Genomic DNA, 15,728 nt, shown 5'->3' on the forward strand with positions numbered 1-15,728 from the left:
CGCAGCCGTGCGATTCTCCACAAAACTATCTCAACCGAGCGCTGTTGCAGCCCCCTTGAACACCAATCCACACCCGAGAGCGACCACGACACAGGCGGAGCCCAGGGGCAGGAACCGGTGCGTGGCCCGGTGCAGCCACCGGGGGCCGTGGACCCGCCGCCCGGCCAGTGACCCGACCCGCACCACGAGGAACCCCGCGGCCGTCAGCGTGAGGGCGAGCCCCACCCCGTACGCGAGGACGAGCAGCAGCCCGAACCAGGCCTCGCCCAGGGCGGCGGCGCCCACGAGCACGACGACGGCGGAGGGGCTGGGCACCAGGCCCCCCGCGAAGCCGAGGAAGAGGGCGCCACGGACGGAGGGCGCCGCCTCGTGCGCAGGGTGAGGGGAGTGAGGGTGAGGGTGAGAATGCGGGTGGTGGTGATGATGGTGGGCGTGCCTGCGCCGCCGCCAGGCCCTGCGCAGCAGCAGGGCGCCCGCTCCGGTGACCAGGACACCGCTGACCACTCCCAGCCAGGCGATGACGGACGGGGCGGCGGCCGAGCCTCCCGCCACGAGCAGCCCCAGGGCGGTCACCCCCAGGGTGTGCGTGACGGTCACCGAGGCGGCGAGGGGCAGGACGTCCCGCAGGGACGCGCGGCCTCGCGCGGCGGCGCTCGCGGCCATCAGTGTCTTCCCGTGGCCCGGCGCGATGGCGTGCAGCGCCCCGAGCAACAGGGCGATGGCCAGGGCCAGTGCGGCGAAGCCGGCGGTGAGGTCGTGGCGGGCGACCAGGCCGGTCAGGGCCTGTGTCCACCGGTCCGCGCCACGCGGCAGTACGGAGGCCGGGGCTCCTGGCTGCTCCTCCTCGGCCAGGGCGGGGCCGCCCGGGGTGCTGCGCAGGGTGGCGGAGTCCCTGTCGGGCGGAGAGTCGAGCAGGCGCTCCGGGTAGCGGGCCAGCCGACGCGACACGGACTCCTGAGGTACGTCCGAGGCGCTCAAGGTCATCCGATCGCCCCGCGCGGTGACTTCCCGCCACCCGGGGCCCGGCTGTCCTGCTGCCTCGAAGCGGGCGGCGAGCTCGGCGTCCCGGGGGAGCGGGGCGCCGAGCTCGCACTCCACGCGGAGGGTGGGCAGTCCGGCTTGCCCGTCCCGGGTGACCGCACGGGCCTTGTCCACGCGGAGCTCGGCCGCCCGCCCGTCCACCCGCAGGCGACTGCCGCGGGCGGCGTCCGCACACCGGTCCTCGGCCCAACTCTCCATGCCCGCGCGCTCGATGCGGGGCATGGCTTGAGTGGCCGGGATCTCGGCGAGGTCCTCGACGTGGTCGACCCGCAGGTGCCCCGGGCTCACCACGAGGCCGTCGTACCGATTGACGGTGAAGTTGCCCAGCGGGTGGGCGCCGGCTTCCGCGGCCGGCAGCAGGGCCAGGGCGAGCCCCGCGGCCAGGGCGCCCCCGTACCCGAGTACGCGCCGCTTCACCGATGTCCCCCGGCTCACGACGCCTCCCCGCCGGGGTCCAGATCCCGCGCCTTCGACTTCCAGCGGCGAGCCGCGTCCGCGTTCCCCGCCGCCCCTTCGATCACGCCCCGGTGGTACATGAACGACGCCTCGCGAAACCCCGTGGCCGTGGCCCGGCGGGCGTAGCGGAGGGCCTCGGCGGAGTGGCCGTCGACGTGCAGGGCCCAGGCCAGCGCGTCCGCCGTGTGGACCGTGTGGCGCCGCCCCCACTCCGCCTTCGCCGCCCGCAGCGCCGCCTTGCGCTCCGCACGCGTCCCGTGGTCCGTCAACGCGACCGCCGCGTCCAGATCCGCGTTCACCCCGTTCGCCCGCGCCAGCGACACCCACGCGGACACCAGCGCGTACTGCTCCCGCGCCTTCGCCGCGTCACCCGGCCCGCCCCGCTCCTCGTACAACTCACCCAGCGCCACCAGCGGCCCCGGCAGCGGCGCCCGCGCCACCACGTCCACAAGCGCCCGGATCGCCCGCCCCGTGTCGCCCTGCCCGGCCCAGGCCCGCGCCCGGCACTCCAGTGCCGGGAGGTAGGAGGCATCGGCCCGCAGAGCCCTGCCGCACTGCTCCAGGGCCTCCCCGTACCGGCCCTGGCGCCAGGCCAACTGCCCCAGCGCCGTGGCGACGTACGCGACGTCCCCGCCCTTGGACCCCGAACCGACCGCCCGCGACAGCGCCCGCCGAGCGCCCGCCACATCACCCCGCAGCTCGCGCACATACGCGTACCGCGTGAACACCGGCACCCCGGGCCGCCGCGCGTCGGCCTCGTCAGCGGCCCGCGCCGCGGCCCCGTACCGCCCCAGCTCGACCAGCGCGTCGATCCGCGAGGCCAGCGCGCCCTGGCTGTAGGGGTTCACCTTCAGTGCCGCCTGCGCGTGCCGCAGCGCCCCCGCGAAGTCATGGCGGGCGGCGGCCAGCGCCGCCCGCCCCGCGAGCCCCGCGTCATTGCGGGGCCGCAGCTCCAGGGACCGGTCGAGAGCGCGCTCCGCTTTCCGGTAGCGCGACGGGTCACCCCGGGTACGGGCCTGCTCGACGTAGGCGGTCCCCAGCGCCGCCCACGAACCGGAGTCCCGCGGCTGGTCCCGCAGATGGGACTGCAGCGCCTCGACGCCACGATCGAGATCGGCGCCCCGCAGCGCGTCCGGCGCCACGGCGGCGGACGACGACGGCGGCCGGTCGGAACCACCCTCACCGCCGGCCACGACCGCGCCCCCGGTGAGCGCGAGCGCGAGAGCCACGGCCGCCACCACGGACCGGCCGCCAGGACGAGGAAATGCCATCACTGGACCTTCCAAAGCTTCGGTAGGAGATCCGCTGTGGATCCGCAAGAGAGAGGGCGCGGCCCGCTGGGGGATGGGTGCGGGCCGCGCCGGTCATGAGAGGGGCTCAGCCCGCGACCCCGGTGGAACCACGCCTGCGCCACCACGCGAGCCCGAGTCCGACAAGGAGCACGCCGGCCGCGCCCGCGGCCCCGGAAGCGACGAGCACCGCATCGGTGTCGTCACCGCCACCCGACTCCGAGCGCCCCGGCACGGCCCCGCCGTTCAGCGCGTCGCGCGCGGAGCTCTTGTCCGTGTCGCCGCCCTTGGCCAGCGGTCCCCGGGACCCGGACGTGGGCAGCGCCACGTACGGGAAGGTCCCGCCGAACTTCTGGTCGTTGACGTTCACCGCGTCACCCAGGTCGTTCTTGTTGCCGGTGAGTTCGCCCTCGACGGCCTGGAGCTCGATGTCGACGACGTCATCGGCGAGCCGCCTGCCGTTCGGGAACCCGGCGTTGTCGCCGTCGAGCACCCCGAGCCGCTTGGGCGAATCGGCGGGCTCGACGGACGTGTTGAGCCGCAGGGCTTCGGCCGGCCGGACGCCGGGCGGCTGATTGAGACCCTTGACACCCGTCAGGAACACCGACACGAGGTCGTCGCGCGGCTCGGCGGGCGCCTTCAGCTTGTAGATCTTCTCCAGGAGCTTGGGCAGCTCCGGCTTGGTCACGTACTTCAGGAACTGTGAGTCGTTCCAGGGCGAGGACGCGTTGAACTTGTCCTTGTCCTTCTGCGGCACGACCACCTCGTTGACCAGCGGGGCGCCCATCCGCGATACCTGCGTCCACTTGCCGTTGGCGTTCTTGCGCTGGGTCGTCGACCAGATGCCGACGGTGGGCTGCTTCTGCGACTGCCGTATCTCGGCGGTCGGCACCTGAAGGGCCAGCGAGTTCACGTTGTAGCCCTTGAGGGTGTCGTTGCCGACCTCCGACAGGTCGCCGCCGTACAGCAGGTCGAACACCCGCAGATCCAGGAAGAACGGATCGTCGGCCTGCCCCGCGAACGTCGAGCCTCCGCCCTTGATCGGGCGCACGGCCTGATCCCGCAGCTTCTTGTAGTCCGGCATGGACGCCTTGCCGACGTGCGAAGGCGCCGCGGGCACATCGTCGGCGACCTTCGTCGTCGAGACGGCCTTCTGGTCCTTGAGCTTGATCAGCTCCAGGTCGTAGGTCTGCGTCACGTTCAGGTCGGGATCGTCGAGGCTCGTCACGGGCCCGGTGTTGTAGAGGAACGTGTCGCCGTTCTTGGTCTTCGTGTCGAACGTCCACCGGTAGAGCAGGTCGCCCTGCGCGTCGCCGTCGCTGTCGATATGGACGTCGTACTGGGCGTCGTCCGCCCACGGATAGAAGTTGGGCCCGCCCGCGGGCTCCTCGAAGGGCAGCCAGTTCGCCACGATCGTCGTGGAGTCGGGCTTGTCCGGGCTCACGAACGCGTACACGTCCGTGTTGTCGTACTGAGGCTGCCCCGAGATCAGCGGGGCCTCCCGGTGGCTGGCGGCACCGGCAGCCTTCGGTTCGAGTGCCGTCACGCCGGCGGCTGCGAGCCCCCCGGCGGCCAGCGCGCCACACACGAGCGCGGCGAGGCCGCGCTTGCTGCGACGCCCCGGCCGGCTCCTGGCGATAGCTGTCATCGCGTCCGTCCTTACTGTTCCTCGCGCGACCCCGCGCGGTGCGCGCAAGCCGCCTGACGCACGCCATTCGGGGCCAACGCCCGTACGGATTGCCCCTGTTGCCAATCCGCCGGCTTCTTCCGCCCCGAATCCCGGGTGAGTGACGCACGAGCCACCCGGCGCCGGAGGAAAGGAACCACCGGGCCGGGACGAGGGTGAGGGGGACCCGCATGGAGCCCGACGAGTTGCTGCCACTGATCGCCCAGGGCGACCAGACGGCGTTCGAGAAGCTGTACGGCCTGGTGTCCGGGCCGGTCTACGGACTGGTCCGGCGCGTCCTTCGGGACCCGGCGCAGTCCGAGGAAGTGGTCCAGGAGGTGCTGCTCGAACTCTGGCGGACGGCGGGCCGCTTCGATCCGGCGCGCGGCAGCGCCCTCTCCTGGATCCTCACGCTCGCCCACCGCAGGGCGGTGGACCGGGTACGCAGCGCCCGCGCGGCGAGCGACCGCGAGCGACGGGTGGCCGAACGCGCCGAGGTGCCCGCCTTCGACCAGGTCGCCGAGGCCGTCGAGGGCAGGCTCGAACGCGAATGGGTACGCCGCTGCCTGCGACGGCTCACCGACCTCCAGCGCCAGGCCGTCACCCTCGCCTACTACGACGGCTACACGTACCGCGAAGTGGCCGGACGCCTGTCCGTCCCGCTCGGCACCGTCAAGACACGGATGCGGGACGGGCTGCTGCGCCTGCGCGACTGCCTGGGCGCCGCAGCGTGAAGCGCGGCACGGAGCGCGGCACGAGGAGGGAGATGAGGCGGGAAACGAGGCGGGTGCGCCCCGGCAAGCGCGTCCACTCCCTGGCCGCCCCCTACGCCCTGGACGCGCTCGACCCCCGTGAACTGCGCCGCTTCGAACGGCACCTGCCCCGCTGCGCGCCCTGCCTCGCCGAGACCAGGGCGCTGGCCGAGGGCGCCGTACGCCTGGCGGGCGCGGCGGCGGCATCCGCGCCGCCCGCGCTGCGTGAGCGGGTGCTGACGGCCGTACGCACGACGGAGCAGGAGCCGCCCCCGCGGGCGCCCGTGACTCCGAGCGCGCCCCCACGCTCCCGTGCGCTCCTTGTCGCCGTCCGAGTTCCCGTCGGCGCCCTCGCCGCGCTCGCGGTGGCCGCTTCCGTGATCCTCGCCGTCCGACTGGTCCGTTCCGACGCCCGCGCCGACCGCGAGCGTGCCCAGGCACGTGAGATCGCCCACGTCCTGGCCGCTCCGGACGCCCGAGCGGGCGCGGAGAGGGACGTGTGGGGGCGCGGCATCACCGTCGTCGCCTCCGAGTCCAGGCGGCGCGCCGTGGTGACCGTCACAGGGCTCGGGGAGCCGCCACGGGGCCGTGCGCGCCAACTGTGGGCGATGCGGCCCGGCTCGACGCCCCGCTCCCTGGGGCTCCTCGACGGCGAAACACCGGTGATCGCCGCAGGTCTGAGCGCCTCCACGGCGTTACTCGCCGTAACCGACGAGCCCGACGGAGGATCAGGGGAGCCCACTTCCGCCCCTCTTGTCCAACTCGCCCTGGAATCAGTTGGATTCGGAGAGTAATCGTCAACCTCCTTACTGGGTAGGTGAATCCTGTGACCGGGATACACGGGTGTCCGGCCGGGGCGATAGGGTTAACCTGCCCTGGGCCGGGTGCCCTCGTACGGGTGGGGAGTGACATGGAACAGATAACGGTGCGCAGCAGGGCGCGTGTCCCTGCGATCACCTGCGGGAGCAGCGCGACCAGCTCGCGTCTCGACCGCCATCTCGCAGTGCTGGGCGGTCCCGCCGTCCCGCAGCGTGAGGCGGCGGAGGCGACGCTGCTGATGCGTGAGCTGACCTCACGGGGTGCGCATGACCACAGTGGCCGCAGTGCACGTGTGCGGAGGGTTTCCCTCTTCGCTCCCTTGCGCAGGCTGCGGCGGTCGCTCTTTGGGGGTCGCTGACCACGGGTGGTCGGGGGTTCGGCCGCCGCTCAGCGGCGGATTGCTCCCATCCACCCGCCCCTTCCCTCACCGCACACGACCGCACACGTCACTCATCTCGTACCACGCGTAACACCCGTGTCATGCGCACCTGTTGACGCCGCAACTTTCCGCCCTCACTGTGGCTGATTGATTGGCCGATACACCCAACCTCACCCCCGGAGGTGCGCGTGTGTGACCTGCACGATCAGCATGAGCACGAGGTACTGCCCGCGAGCGGCCCGACCCTGAGCCGCCGCCACATCATGCAGCTCCTCGGCGCGGCCGGTGTCACCGCCGGCGTCATGACCGCCGACGCGGACCCGGCGATGGCCGCGGGCGCCGACGACAGCCCCGCCGCCTACGAACCGCCACCAGGCCTGGCGGCCGACACCCCCGCCAAGCGCGCGGCGCTCGACTGGATCACCTCCCACGACGACCGGATCACCGGCCTGAACGCCGAGATCTGGGACAACGCCGAGCTGTCCCTGCGCGAGTGGAAGTCCTCCATCGCCGAGGCCGACTTCCTCGAACGGGCCGGATTCGACGTCGAGTTCGGCACCGCGGGCTTCCCGACGGCGTTCACCGCCACGTTCACGCACGGCAAGGGCGGACCCGTCCTCGGCTTCAGCGGCGAGTACGACGCGCTGCCCGGCCTCTCGCAGAACAAGGGCGTGGGTCACCACGATCCGCGCGAGTACATCCACGACCCCTTCGCGCCCAGCTACGGCCCGGGTCACGGCTGCGGCCACAGCGCGCTCGGCACGGCCGCGGCAGCCGCCGCGGCCGCCGTCGCGCAGGCCGCCAAGAAGCACCGGCTCCCCGTCACCGTGAAGTTCTTCGGGTCCACGGCCGAGGAGATGCTGATCGGCAAGACGTACGCCGTCAGCAAGGGTGTGTACGACGGTCTCGACGCGTTCCTGGACTGGCACCCCTCGACGGCCAACGCGACGGGCTGGGGCAGCACCACCGCGATGACCGCCGTCACCTTCACCTTCCTCGGTGTGGCCGGGCACGGCGGAACCCCGCTCGGCAACAAGTCCGCCCTCGACGCCGCCGTGATGATGGCGACGATGTCGGAGTTCCTGCGCGAGGAGAACCTCGCGCCGAGCGGCCGACTGCACTGGGTGATCAACAACGGCGGCGACATCCCGAACGTGACCGCGGAGATATCCGAGATCTCGTACTACGTGCGGGAGGGAAGCCCCGCCCGCGTCCAGGTGCTCCTGGACAAGGTGATCGCGGTCTCCGAGGCGGCGGCGAAGGCATCTCAGACGACGGTCCGCCACCGCGTCACGTCGGCCTGCTGGAACCAGCTCCCGGCCAAGGCCTTCGCCGAACTCCTGTACGCGAACATGCGGGAGATAGGCCCGCCCCACTTCTCCTCCGAAGCCCACGACCTCGCCAAGGAGCTTCAGGCTTCCCTCGGTCTGCCCCAGAAGGGCATGCACGACGAGGTCGGTGAACTGACCCCGCCCAACCCGGTGTTCATGGGCGGTGGCTCGACGGACGTCGCCGACATCAGCTGGAACGTCCCCACGGTCTCGATGGGCGCCGCGCTCGCGCCCATCGGCACCAAGATGCACACCTGGTCCACGGCCGCCTGCGCGGCGGCGGCCCCCGGCCAGGCCGCGGTGATCGCCGCGGCGAAGTACCTGGCGGCGACGGCGGTCGACCTGATCACACAGCCCGAGCGCCTGAAGGCCGTCAAGGACGAGTTCAAGGACCGTACGAAGAACGTCAGTTGGAAGACCGCGCTGCCGGACGGCTATGAACCGCCGATGTACGAACCCCCGGCGTGGTTCCTGAAAAAGACGGGCCAGAAGTGGCCGCCGTCGAACATCACGTGGCCGCCGAAGCGGATCGTCTCCCAGGAGAAGTTCTCCTCACTGGGACCCGAACTCGAACCGCAGAAGTAGTCAGCCCCGGGGTCCCGAAGGCGAGCACGGCCGTCCGCTCACCGTCCCCCGCGCGTGTACCGGCGGACGGCGAGCGGCACGCACACGCCGAGCAGCACGAGCGACCAGAGGACCGCCCCGGCCACGGGATGCGCCACCGGCCAGGCGGCGTCCGCGGGCACGGGAGCGTTGCCGCACAGCTCGCGCACCGCCGTGGCCACCGCGCTGATCGGGTTCCACTCGGCGAGGGTGCGCAGCCATCCGGGGAGCCCGTCGGCGGGGATGTACGCGTTCGAGAGCAGCGGCAGCATGAACGTCGCGCCGCCCAGCTGCCCCGCCGCCTCCTCGCTCTGCGAGAGCAGCCCGAGCAGGATGCCGATCCAGGTCGTCGCGAACCGGAAGAGCAGCAACAGGCCGAAGGCGCCCAGGGCTTGAAGCGGCCCGCCCTCGATCCGCCACCCCATCGCGACCCCGACGAGCATCAGCGGCACGAGCCCCACGGCCGTGGTCAGCAGGTCGGCGGCGGCCTGCCCGAGCGGGACCGCCGAGCGGCTCATGGGCATCGTACGGAACCGGTCCATGACGCCCCGGTGGGAGTCCTGGGCGGCGGTGAACATGCCGGTCATGATGCCGTTCGCGGCGGTCGCGACGAGCATGCCGGGGACGAGGAAGGCGCGGTAGTCGGAGCCGGGCATGGCGAGGGCGCTGCCGAAGACGTAGCCGAAGAAGAGCAGGAAGACGATGGGCATCGTCTGCGTCATGACGAGGATGGCGGGCGCGTGCTTGATGCGCTGCAGATGCCGGCCGAGAACGGCGGAGCCGTCGTAGAGGATGACGCTCAAGGGAACCTCCGTGGTGGGACTTCACCCGTGTACCGCGAGGCAATCGGGCGGATGGGCGGGAAGAATCCGCCGCGAAGCGGCGGTTCAGGAGACACGAGAGACAAGCCGCAGAAAAACCTCGTCAAGAGTCGGCTCACGCAGCGTCGCGTCGACGACAGGAACCCCCGCGGCGTCCAGCTCGCGAACGACCCGAGGCAGAGTGAGACCCCCGTCGAGGGCGACGACCCCGGCGGTACGCCGCTCGGCATCGAGGACCGGCTCACCCCCGGTGAGCTGATCCAGAACGACCGCGGCAGCGGAAAGCGCCTGCCCGGCCGCATCCCGCGCCAGCACGACCTCGACGTACCTCCCGATCCGCGCCTTCAGCGCGGTCGGCGTACCGCGATGCGCGGCCCGCCCCCCGTCGACCAGGACGATCTCGTCGGCGAGCTGATCGGCCTCCTCCAGATACTGCGTGGTCAGCAGGACGGTCGTCCCCTCGGCGGCCAGCTCACGCACGGCGTCCCAGATGCCGCCCCGGCTGTGCGGGTCGAGCCCGGTGGTGGGTTCGTCCAGGAAGAGCACCTTGGGCCGCACCAGAAGGCTCGCCGCGAGGTCGAGCCGCCGCCGCATGCCTCCTGAGTAGGTGCGAGCGGGCCGGTCGGCGGCGTCCACCAGGCCGAAGCGCTCAAGCAGCTCCTCGCCCCGCGCCCGTGGAGCCCGCAGCAGCCGGGCGAAGAGCCGCAGATTCTGCCGCCCGGTCAGCTCCCCGTCGACGGAGGCGTACTGCCCGGTCACCCCGATGAGCCGCCGCACAGTGGCAGCCTCCCGCACCACGTCGTGCCCGGCGACGAGCGCCGTCCCCGCATCCGGCGTCTGGAGCGTGGTCAGCAGCCGTACCGCGGTCGTCTTGCCCGCTCCATTGGGGCCGAGCAGCCCGCAGACAGTGCCCTCGGGGACGGCGAGATCGAGCCCCCGCAAGGCGTGGACCTCCCCGAAACGCTTCTCCAGACCTTCACTAAGTACAGCGTACGTAGAAGTCATGACCGCACGGTACCCCCTACGTACGCTGTACGTAACTAACATGGTGAGCGAGGTGATGATCAATGGCGGGCCGAGCGGCCGAACCGGAAGTGATCTGGGCGCGCCCCGAGCGTGCGGGCCGTGGCCCGAAGCCCGCGTACAGCAGGGCGGACATCGCGGCGGCAGCCGTCCGCATCGCCGACGCGGACGGCATCGACGCGCTCTCCATGCGCAGAGTCGCGGGCGAGCTCGGCTGCGGCACGATGTCGCTCTACAACTACGTGCCGCGCAAAGAAGACCTCTACGAACTGATGGTCGACGCGGTGAGCGGCGAGTACGCACTGCCGGCGGGGCCGCCGGGCAGCGACTGGCGCACGGAGATGCTCGCCCTGGGCCGCCAGACGCGCGGCATCATGCGACGCCACCCGTGGCTGCCCCGGATCATGTCGCCGCTCTACGGCTTCAGCCCGAACGCCCTGCGCTACCTGGAGCACTGCCTCGGCGCCCTGGAAGGGCTCGACGCGCCCTACGGCACCAAGATGGAGCTCATCGGGATGGTCAACGGCTCGGTCATGACGTACGTCGCCAACGAGTTCGCCATGGCGGAGCGGGCGCGGGCCCTGCCGTGGTCGGAGGAGCAGGAGCAGCAGGTGCGGTTCGCGTATCTCGCCGGGCAGGTCGCCGACGGGGAGTATCCGCAGCTCGCGGCGGCGCTCACGGAAGGGCCCGCTCCGGGGGACGCCGACGAGCTCTTCGAGCGGATGATGAACCGGCTCCTGGACTCGTTCACCTGACCGCGTCCGAGGACCCTATGCCAGGGCCGTGATCCAGCGGCGCGAGAATGGTGCGATGGATCATCACTTCGTCGGCATCCCCGAGTTGACCGGCGCTCCCGTCCCCCGTGTCGCGGTCGTCGTCGACGTCATGCGCGCCTTCACCGTGGCCGCCTGGGCCTTCTCCCGCGGAGTCGAGCGGATCGTCCTCGCCCCGACACAGGGCGAGGCGCTCGCCCTGAAGGAGAGCCACCCGGGCTGGCTGGCCCTCAAGGACGGAGCTCCGGCGCCGGGCTTCGACGCGGTGAACTCGCCCGGCCTGCTCAGGTCCCGCGATTTCAGCGGTCGCACGCTGGTGCAGAAGACGACGGCGGGAACGGTGGGCGCGCTGGCCGTCGCGGACGCGCCGCTGGTCCTGTGCGCGAGCTTCGTGGTGGCCGGTCCGACCGCGCGGTTCCTGCGGGTCGAGGACTGCGGCCCGGTGACGTTCGTCGTCACCGGCGAGGACGGCCGGGCCGACGAGGACCTGGCCTGCGCCCAGTACATCGGCCGGCGCATGGCCGAGGGCGACGTCGATGCGGGCCCCTACCGACACCGCGCCAGGACATCGCGCGCCGCGGCGGACCTGGCCGCCGGGCTGCGCAGCGGATACCACCCCGACGACGTCGATCTCTGCCTGGAGATCGACACGTTCCCCTTCGCGATGGTGGCCCGTCAGGAAGACGCGCTGACGGTGCTGCGTCCCGTCCCGGTGCCGGACACGGCGTCCTGATCCTCCTGGTCCCGGAACTCCATCCGGGCCAGCTCGCCGCGTGATGCCACGCCCAGCTTCGGATAGGCGTTGTAGAGGTGGTAGCCCACCGTGCGCGGCGACAGGAACAGCTGGGCGCCGATGTCCCGGTTGGTCATGCCGGTCGACGCGAGCCGTACGACCTGGCGCTCCTGCGGGGTGAGCCGTTCCAGGGGCGCCGTGTCGCCGGTGTGCCGTGCCCGGCTCTCGCCGGTGGCCCGCAGTTCGGCGCGGGCCCGCTCGGCCCACGGCGGCGACGCGAGCAGCTCGAAGGTGTCGAGGGCCGAGCGCAGCGGCTTACGGGCCTCGCTCCTGCGGCCCGCTCGGCGCAGCCACTCCCCGAAGAGCAGCTCCGTGCGGGCCCGTTCGAAGGGGCGGCCGTCGTCGGTGTGCAGGGCGAGGGCTTCCTCGTACGCCGGTCCTGCCTCGGTCTCCGGGGCGAGCAGCGCACGGCATCGGGCGGCGAGCGCCGCGGCCCAGGCCGTCCCCGTGTGTCCGGCCCACTCGGCGAAGACCTCCGCCAACTCCCTTACCGATGCGCCCTGTCCGGTCCGCACGGCGGCCTCGACCCGGTCCGGCACGCAGTACAGGACGACGATCGTGTGCCCCGACGGGCTCGCGGCGACGTCCTCGTACGCGCGAAGGGCGGCTTCGTAGCGGCCAAGTCCGAGCTCCAGCATGGCGATCGCGATACCGCCCCACACCTGGCCCGGCATGACCTGCCGCAGATCACCCTTGGCGGCCAGCTCGCAGCAGCGCTCCTCGTCGCCGTCGAGTGCCGCGAGATAGGCGAGGACGCCCGACAACTGCCCTGCGTAGTGCGGCTGCCCGGTGTCCTGCGCGATCCGCAGACCCTCGGCGGCGCCCGCCAGGGCGCAGCCGTGACGGCCCAGGAAGATGCGCGCGCGGGTCCGCAGGAGCAGCACGAGCGGCAGCGGGCCGAGCGCGCCCTGCTCGCGGCACTCGCGGTCCAGCTCGGCGGCGAGTTCGTTGCCGGTCTCCAGATCGCCGAGCGGTGAGAACCAGGAGGCGATCGAGACGCGTTCGCGCAGGGTGTGTCCGCGCTCGTGGCGCTCGGCCCGCAGGCTGTCGAACAGCGCCCGCAGCGGCGGGAGTCCGCCGCGCGGGTCGCCCGCGGCGAGCCGGGCGAGGCCCTGGGCGGCGGGCAGATAGGGCAGGGCGCCTTGGGGAGCCCCGAGATCGAGCCCCGCGATCCGGTGGCTGATCTCGTCGATCGACTGCCGGTGCCCGGAGAGCCAGGCGGAGGTCATCGCCTCGTACGCCATGAACGCGGCCGTCCCTGGCGTGTGCGGGGCGATCTCGGCGGCCGTGTCCAGAAGTACCGAGTACGAGGCGTCGAGGCGGCCCTGTTCACGGGCGACGGCGGCGCGCACCTGCGCGAGCTGGGCGAGGACGGCCGGGTCGGTCAGGTGCGGGGCCGCGCGCAGGGCGAGTTCGGCGGCGCGTTCGTTCTGGCCCGCGTCCGCGGCGGCCGACGCGGCGAGCGCGAGGCGCCGGGCGCGGTGCGTGCCGTCCGGGCTGAGCTGGGCGGCGCGCTCACAGGCGGCGGCGACGGCCGCGTAGCCGCCGCGGGCCCGTGCGTGCTCGGCGGTCTGCTCCAGGATCCCGGCGACGTACTCGTCGGGCTCCGTCGTGGCCGCCGCCAGATGCCAGGCCCGGCGGTCGATGTTGCCCACGCAGGGCAGGGCGTCGGCGAGTGCGCGGTGCGCGGCGATGCGGTCGCCGACGGGGGCGCTCTGGTAGGCGGCGGCGCGGATCAGGGGGTGCCGGAAGGCGAGGCGCCCGCCGTCCAGGGAGAGCAGTTCCTTGCGCTCGGCGGGCTCCAGATCGGTGACGGTGGCGCCGAGCTTGCCCGCCGCTGCCGCCGTCACGGCCAGATCGCCGGTGCCTTCCGCCGCCGCGATCACCAGCAGGGTGCGGGTGGCCTGTGGCAGTCCGGCGATCCGGTCCGCGAAGGTGCGCAGGAGGCGGGAGTGTCTCGGCAGGGAGCTCAAGTGGTAGCTGTAGGCGGGTATGTGTCCCTCGCGCTGGGCGGCGGGGAGCTCGCGCAGGGCGAGCGGGTTGCCGCCGGACTCGCTGCGGATCTGCTCGCGTACGTAGCCGGGGAGATCGCCCGCGTGCTCGGCGAGGAGCTCACCCGCGGCCTCGTCGTCGAGCCCGGTGAGCCGCAGCTCGGGCAGGCCCTGGGCGGGGAAGGGCGGTGCGTGCGCGTCGCGGGCGGCGAAGACCATCACCACGCCTTCGGCGGCGAGGCGCCGGGCGGCGAAGAGGAGGGCGTCCGCGGAGGCCTGGTCGAGCCAGTGGGCGTCGTCGATCAGGCAGAGGAGGGAGGCGGCGGGCTTCGCCGTGCTGGTGGAGGGGGCTGAAGGGCCGGTGGGGCTGGTGGGGCTAGTGGGGCTGGCGGGATCGGCGAGGTCCGCCAGGAGCGTCAGGACGGCGAGGCCGATGAGGAAACGGTCCGCCGCCTGTGCGCCGGGCGCGAGGCCGAGCGCGGCGCGCAACGCCTTGGCCTGCGGCTCAGGCAGGTCGTCGATCCGGTCGGTCACGCGGTGCAGAAGCAAGTGCAGTCCCGCGAAGGGGAGTTCGCTCTCGGCCTCTATTCCGGTTGCCTGCAGCAGGCGCATGTGGTGGGCTGCGGCGTGCCGGGCGGTGTGGTCGAGGAGCCCCGACTTGCCGATGCCTGCCTCTCCTCGCACGACGAGGGCTCCGCTGTGGCCCTGCCGGGCCTTGGCCAGCAGTTCTTCCAGCTGAGCGGTTTCCCCGGCGCGTCCGTAGAGCATGAGGTGACCCTAGCGGGCGGGGTGGGGCCGGTGGTCCGCGCGCGGGCGCGTGGGTCTGCTCGACGACGAGAGAGGACGGCATGGAGCCGTTGGAACTTCGCCGCGCGGTGGCGGCAGGGCGGGCGACCGCTGCGGAGTTGGGGCTTGAGGTCGACGACGTGACCGTCATCCACGACTCGGACCGTGTCGCGCTGCGTCTGACCCCTTGCGACGTCCTGGCGAGGGTCGCGCCCGCCGGGCACCTGGCTGACGCGGAGTTCGAAGTGGAGGTCGCCCGCCGTCTCGCCGCAGCGGGCGCTCCGATCGGTGAGCTGGAGCCCCGGGCCGGCCCCCGCGTCCATGTGCGGGACGGCTTCGCCATCTCGCTCTGGACCTACTACGAACCTGTGGGATCAGAGATCGCACCGGCCGACTACGCGGACGCGCTCCGACGCCACCATGCCGCTCTGCGCCAGACCGACCTGAACGCCCCGCATTTCACCGACCGGATCGCCGCGGCGCTCAGAGAGGTGGACGACGCGGGGCGATCCCCCGCCTTGTCCGCTGGCGACCGGAGGTTCCTGAGCGACACGCTCGCTGGACTGAGCGCCACGATCGGCAGGGACAGAACGGGCGACCAGCTCCTGCACGGCGAACCGCATCCGGGCAACCTCCTCAACACGAAGCAGGGGCCGCTCTTCGTGGACCTCGCCACGTGCTGCCGCGGACCGGTGGAGTTCGACCTCGCCCATGCACCCGAGGAAACGGGCCGGCACTACGCGGGGTCGAACCCCGCCCTGATCCACCACTGCCGCGCCCTGAACTGGGCGCTGTTCTCGGCCTGGCGCTGGCGCGGGGCCGACCAGATGCCGAACCGGAGCCACTGGAGAGCGGAGGGCCTAACCCGGCTACAAGCCGCACTCGCGCGCTGCGGGCGGAGGTGACCCTGGGGCGCGGCTCGTCCGAACGGGCCCTGTGGCCCAGCGGCCGAGCTGGCCCCGAGGCACGGCGGCCCGAGCTGCCCCCGAGGCACGGCGGGCCGAGCTGACTCCGGGGCGTGGCCGTCTGAGCTGGCCCCGAGATGGCGGGCTGAGCTGACTCCGGGGCGTGGCCGTCCGAGCTGGTCCCGAGATGGCGGGCTGAGCTAACCCTGAAGCACGGCGGACGAGTTGGCCCTGGGGTGCGGTGGCCCGAGCTGGCCCCGAAGCACAGCAGGCCGAACTGCCCTCGGGGCGCGGTCGTCC

The 15,728-nt window shown here is 72.6% G+C and carries 12 protein-coding genes and 1 pseudogene; 7 read left to right on the plus strand and 6 right to left on the minus strand.

What is annotated here, in order from left to right:
* Positions 1-30: 30 nt before the first annotated feature.
* From ACFUPX_RS13990 to ACFUPX_RS14000, 3 genes are all read right to left on the minus strand, one after another.
* Positions 31-1,476, minus strand: coding sequence for a sulfite exporter TauE/SafE family protein (locus tag ACFUPX_RS13990; RefSeq protein ID WP_383320679.1), 1,446 nt, complete (start codon positions 1,474-1,476; stop codon positions 31-33).
* Positions 1,473-2,768, minus strand: a complete 1,296-nt coding sequence (locus tag ACFUPX_RS13995; RefSeq protein WP_383320681.1) for a tetratricopeptide repeat protein — start codon at positions 2,766-2,768, stop codon at positions 1,473-1,475. Before ACFUPX_RS13995 ends, ACFUPX_RS13990 begins: the two co-directional genes overlap by 4 nt.
* A gap of 106 nt (positions 2,769-2,874) precedes the next feature.
* Positions 2,875-4,434 (minus strand): DUF4331 domain-containing protein, encoded by a 1,560-nt coding sequence (locus ACFUPX_RS14000; protein WP_383320683.1) that lies wholly within the window; start codon positions 4,432-4,434, stop codon positions 2,875-2,877.
* A gap of 179 nt (positions 4,435-4,613) precedes the next feature.
* Here ACFUPX_RS14000 and ACFUPX_RS14005 point away from each other — a divergent pair.
* The 4 genes and pseudogenes from ACFUPX_RS14005 to ACFUPX_RS14020 form a co-directional block, all read left to right on the plus strand.
* Positions 4,614-5,186 (plus strand): annotated as a pseudogene (locus tag ACFUPX_RS14005) (sigma-70 family RNA polymerase sigma factor); the annotation flags it as partial.
* A 32-nt stretch (positions 5,187-5,218) separates the two neighbouring features.
* Positions 5,219-5,998 carry an anti-sigma factor domain-containing protein gene (locus ACFUPX_RS14010; RefSeq protein WP_383320685.1) on the plus strand — a complete coding sequence of 260 codons (780 nt, stop codon included), beginning with the start codon at positions 5,219-5,221 and terminating at the stop codon, positions 5,996-5,998.
* Between the two features lie 116 nt (positions 5,999-6,114).
* A complete protein-coding gene (locus tag ACFUPX_RS14015) occupies positions 6,115-6,381 on the plus strand; it encodes a hypothetical protein (RefSeq protein ID WP_383320687.1) in 267 nt (88 codons plus the stop codon).
* 209 nt (positions 6,382-6,590) lie between these two features.
* Complete coding sequence (locus tag ACFUPX_RS14020) at positions 6,591-8,318, plus strand: amidohydrolase (protein WP_383320689.1); 1,728 nt, start codon at positions 6,591-6,593, stop codon at positions 8,316-8,318.
* Between the two features lie 38 nt (positions 8,319-8,356).
* On the opposite strand, the gene ACFUPX_RS14025 is transcribed toward ACFUPX_RS14020, so the two are convergent.
* Together ACFUPX_RS14025 and ACFUPX_RS14030 are read right to left on the minus strand one after the other, a co-directional pair.
* Positions 8,357-9,139, minus strand: coding sequence for an ABC transporter permease (locus tag ACFUPX_RS14025; RefSeq protein ID WP_383320691.1), 783 nt, complete (start codon positions 9,137-9,139; stop codon positions 8,357-8,359).
* 84 nt (positions 9,140-9,223) lie between these two features.
* A complete protein-coding gene (locus ACFUPX_RS14030; protein ID WP_383320693.1) occupies positions 9,224-10,162 on the minus strand; it encodes an ATP-binding cassette domain-containing protein in 939 nt (312 codons plus the stop codon).
* A 62-nt stretch (positions 10,163-10,224) separates the two neighbouring features.
* Between ACFUPX_RS14030 and ACFUPX_RS14035 the strand changes: the two genes are divergently transcribed.
* Both ACFUPX_RS14035 and ACFUPX_RS14040 read left to right on the plus strand, forming a co-directional pair.
* Entirely contained in the window at positions 10,225-10,935 is a 711-nt protein-coding gene (locus ACFUPX_RS14035) for a TetR/AcrR family transcriptional regulator (protein WP_383320695.1), read from the plus strand.
* A 55-nt stretch (positions 10,936-10,990) separates the two neighbouring features.
* The gene (locus ACFUPX_RS14040) at positions 10,991-11,686 is read left to right on the plus strand and encodes a 2-phosphosulfolactate phosphatase (RefSeq protein WP_383320697.1); all 696 of its coding nucleotides are present in this window, start codon (positions 10,991-10,993) and stop codon (positions 11,684-11,686) included.
* On the opposite strand, the gene ACFUPX_RS14045 is transcribed toward ACFUPX_RS14040, so the two are convergent.
* The gene (locus ACFUPX_RS14045) at positions 11,629-14,505 is read right to left on the minus strand and encodes an AAA family ATPase (protein WP_383320699.1); all 2,877 of its coding nucleotides are present in this window, start codon (positions 14,503-14,505) and stop codon (positions 11,629-11,631) included. The genes ACFUPX_RS14040 and ACFUPX_RS14045 overlap by 58 nt on opposite strands.
* An 80-nt stretch (positions 14,506-14,585) precedes the next feature.
* On the opposite strand from ACFUPX_RS14045, the gene ACFUPX_RS14050 reads away from it, so the two are divergent.
* The gene (locus ACFUPX_RS14050) at positions 14,586-15,428 is read left to right on the plus strand and encodes a phosphotransferase (protein ID WP_383320701.1); all 843 of its coding nucleotides are present in this window, start codon (positions 14,586-14,588) and stop codon (positions 15,426-15,428) included.
* Positions 15,429-15,728: the final 300 nt, after the last annotated feature.

This window comes from Streptomyces sp. NPDC057302, assembly GCF_042667685.1.
GTDB lineage: Bacteria > Actinomycetota > Actinomycetes > Streptomycetales > Streptomycetaceae > Streptomyces.